Annotated in this window: 5 protein-coding genes; 3 read left to right on the forward strand and 2 right to left on the reverse strand. The window is 63.3% G+C overall.

Annotated elements, in window-relative coordinates; translation table 11 throughout:
* Together AXK60_RS12905 and AXK60_RS12910 are read right to left on the reverse strand one after the other, a co-directional pair.
* Positions 1-346, reverse strand: a 346-nt coding sequence (locus AXK60_RS12905) for a hypothetical protein (RefSeq protein ID WP_139057932.1), incomplete at its 3' end; no start/stop codon positions are given.
* 220 nt (positions 347-566) lie between these two features.
* Positions 567-806, reverse strand: coding sequence for a hypothetical protein (locus AXK60_RS12910; protein ID WP_068571552.1), 240 nt, complete (start codon positions 804-806; stop codon positions 567-569).
* Between the two features lie 163 nt (positions 807-969).
* On the opposite strand from AXK60_RS12910, the gene AXK60_RS27650 reads away from it, so the two are divergent.
* From AXK60_RS27650 to AXK60_RS12920, 3 genes are all read left to right on the forward strand, one after another.
* A complete protein-coding gene (locus tag AXK60_RS27650; RefSeq protein WP_244881102.1) occupies positions 970-1,590 on the forward strand; it encodes a helix-turn-helix transcriptional regulator in 621 nt (206 codons plus the stop codon).
* Between the two features lie 110 nt (positions 1,591-1,700).
* Positions 1,701-2,300, forward strand: coding sequence for a recombinase family protein (locus AXK60_RS12915; RefSeq protein ID WP_068571553.1), 600 nt, complete (start codon positions 1,701-1,703; stop codon positions 2,298-2,300).
* Between the two features lie 256 nt (positions 2,301-2,556).
* Entirely contained in the window at positions 2,557-2,751 is a 195-nt protein-coding gene (locus tag AXK60_RS12920; RefSeq protein WP_068571554.1) for a hypothetical protein, read from the forward strand.
* Positions 2,752-2,762: the final 11 nt, after the last annotated feature.

A 2,762-nucleotide genomic window follows, 5' to 3' on the forward strand; every position in this document is an offset into this window, starting at 1 on the left:
AGGTGGTGAGGCTTGCCCCTGCGGAGGGGTCGAAGCCGCCATTGTCGACGTGCTCGAAGAACGGCCGCAGCGAGCTCACGTAGGTTTCGAGCGCGATGTCGGTACGCAGCTCGTGGTCGGTGAGAGCTCGTTCGATCACGTAAGGGCTCGGCGACCCGTACTGCGCCTTCGTCGCGGCTTTGCCGGCGCGGAACCACTCGATCATCGCGCCGACCGCAGGGTTGTAGAAGCTGACAGCGGCAGCCCGCCCGGAAGTTGTCAGCTTGCCGTTCCGATCCAAATATCGTGTAGACATAAAAACCTCGATCTCGCGCGCGGTGCTCCAACTCGCCTGGAAGGTCCGCAATGTATCTGGTTATAGCGATGGAATCGCGGATCGGTTGCAGACCACCCTGTGCAGTACCAGCTTGGTACCGCATGGCTGAGGCGCCGACGTGTCGCGCAAAGGTTCTCGTCGAGCGTGTGGGCTGTGCCGCATCTTGGGCGGGGCGTGTGGGCGCAAAAACGCCCGCCGCCTCCCTAGAGCAGGAGGACGACGGGCGGCGGTATCGGCACTAACTCTGGGGTCATGCGCCGACGGGAGGTGCAGTCCCAGTGCCAGCCAAGCCGCTGGTGCCGCGCATCTTTATCCAGATGCCCAGCACCGCGACGACGAAGGCTTCGCTCGCCGCGATCGCCGCAGTGGATGCGCCAATCGCCGCCAAGCCGATGACGGTGCCGAGGGCAAGGGTAAGCACAAGGATCGCCTCCCAGTCTAGGCAGCGCCAAAGAGGCAAGCGCACCAACAGAATTCGGTAACGGGTCATGGTTGTCTCACCTCCTCCCTGCCCCGAGGGGCATCTCCGATGATCCACGAACATCGATCGACAGTCAACACCTCTTAGCGCGGCGTATATATGCAGCTCAAGAACTATTTTCAGTATTCCTGTCGGAATGTTATAAGAGAGTGATAGTGATAGGGTCGAAGACATGAGCAAGCGACCGTTGAAGAGTCCGGAACTAGCAGATGATGGCAGTGCTGTCGCCCGCCGGGAGTACTTCAACCAAGCCCAGTCGCTAGTCATTCGTTCAGGGGATCAGCCCGTGGCGCAGCTCGCTCACAACATCGAGGTCGCTCACGGAACGGGCCTGTCGCACCAGACCGTGTATCGCGCACTCACGGGCCCGAAGCTCCCGAGTCGCCGAGTGGTTGCGTTGCTCGACGAGGAGCTCGCCGCGGGTGGATTGCTCCTTGAGCTGTGGAGCGAAGCTGTGATGGAGGAGCGTCGCGAGGGGCCTGCGAAGAAGAAGAGAGTCAATCTAACGTCTCGCGAGGTGCAGATGCTCACCGCTTGGCTCACGGCCGGGTCGAAGAGCGAGGCTGCAGCAACCCTCTTCGTGTCGCCGACAACTGTCGCAACCCATGTCGCGCGCATTCGAGTCAAGTATGAGAAAGCTGGCCGCCCGGCCAGCAGCAAGACTGCACTACTGAGACGGCTAGTTGAAGATGGCTATGTGCAACTAGACGATCTAGAACTAGTGCCGCGACCTGACGACAGGCGGATCGAGCGCCTTCAGCTAGCCTCGTCGACGAAAGTGGCAAGTGATTGATCGTTCATGAGACACCCCGGCGGCTGACCTGTTCACCCAGGTCGCAGATGTAACGCGACCCGTGTCCGCAACAACGTCACGCACTCCCCCGTTCTCGATACAGTCGTGCCATGCGAGTCGGATACGGACGGGTCTCGACCCGCGACCAACACCCCGAAGCTCAGCACGACGCGCTCACCGCGGCCGGCTGCGACGAGATCTTCATCGACAAGGCCTCGGGCAAGCTCGCCTCCCGGCCTCAGCTCGACAAGGCGCTGCTGTCGGCGAACCGCGCCGGCGACCAGCTCGTCATCACCAAGCTCGACCGCCTCGGCCGCTCGCTCGAGAACCTGATCGAGCTGTCCAAGACGCTCGACGACCGCGGCGTCGACCTGGTGGTGCTCGACCAGGGCATCGACACCTCTACCCCCGTCGGGCGGATGTTCTTCCACGTCCTTGGCGCCGTCGCCGAGTTCGAGCACGCCCTCATCTCCGAGCGCACCCTCGACGGGCTCGCCGCCGCCCGCGCTCGCGGCCGGCACGGCGGCCCCAAGCCCAAGCTCGGCGCCCGCCAGGTGCAGCTCGCGCAGGCCATGTACGACGAAACCGGCCCCGACGGCAAACGCCGCTACACCGTCGCAGACATCGCCACCGAGTTCGGCGTCACTCGACCCACCATCTATCGATACCTTCAGCGAACCTCGGAAGTGTCAGGCGCTCGCCACCCCTAGGTGTGGTGTCGACGCGACACGACGAACACAAGTGCTTGTGCTCCCCGAACTTGTCAGCCCTGTTCGATAGAATCACAGACAAGGTGTAGAAAGCGCCGAGACCCCTCGGCTGCTTGAAGCGTCCAAGGGGTCCCGGGTAAATCTGTCAGAGGATTCGAACCCTAACCGCCGACGCTTCCCGTCTCAAATCGACGCGCTACAAGGACTGCCTCGGTCCACACCTGTGAGGCAGGACGCGCGGGAAGGAAGATGGACGATGTCCTCTTCCCCGTTGAAGCCCGGCCAGACCGCCGGCCGTTCCGGACAGTACGAGATCGTCGGACCCCGCGGAGGGTCTACCGGTCAGGAGCGCACCGTCACCCGCGGTGAGCCGCTGCCGCCGACTCCGAAGCCCGGCCAGGGATACGTGCTCGTCGACCCGACGCGCAACGGCGCTGGCCGCGGTAAGTAGTAGCGGCACCA

This window comes from Tsukamurella pseudospumae, from assembly GCF_001575195.1.
Classification (GTDB): Bacteria; Actinomycetota; Actinomycetes; order Mycobacteriales; family Mycobacteriaceae; genus Tsukamurella; species Tsukamurella pseudospumae.